The following is a 450-nucleotide window of genomic DNA, read 5'->3' on the forward strand; positions in this document are numbered from 1 at the left end:
GCGCGGGCGGTGTCGGTGCAGGACGCCGACAGCACGGCCCGGACCACCTCGGCGAAGGTGCTCTTCGCCGACGGCACCCCCGCCGCCGGCTCCACCGCGCAGGCCGACGCCCTCGGCCGGCCCGTGAGGCAGACCAGCGGGGAGGTCACCGCTGTGCCCTCCTACGGCACGGGCGGCATCCCGCAGAGCACGGTCCTCACCCCGGCCGCGCCGGACACCTACCCCGGGCAGGAGTTCACCGCCGCCCTCACCCACGACCTCGCCGGACACCAGACCTCCAAAACCCTCACCCAGGGCGGGGACGGCACCGACACCCGCACCGGCATGCGCAGCACCTACGACGCCGCGGGCCGTCTTGCCTCCCAGACCGACCAGCTCGGCAACACCACCGCCTACACCTACAACAGCGACGGCCAGATCGCGGAAGCGGTCGTGGAGACCAAGGACGGC

1 protein-coding gene is annotated in these 450 nt (G+C 73.8%); it reads left to right on the forward strand.

Annotated features, from left to right (window positions below; translation table 11 throughout):
• Positions 1–450 (forward strand): RHS repeat domain-containing protein (locus IF89_RS48920; protein ID WP_043194978.1); only part of this gene is annotated, 450 nt, incomplete at both ends.

This window comes from Streptomyces sp. NRRL F-2664 (assembly GCF_000719345.1).
Classification (GTDB): Bacteria; Actinomycetota; Actinomycetes; order Streptomycetales; family Streptomycetaceae; genus Streptomyces.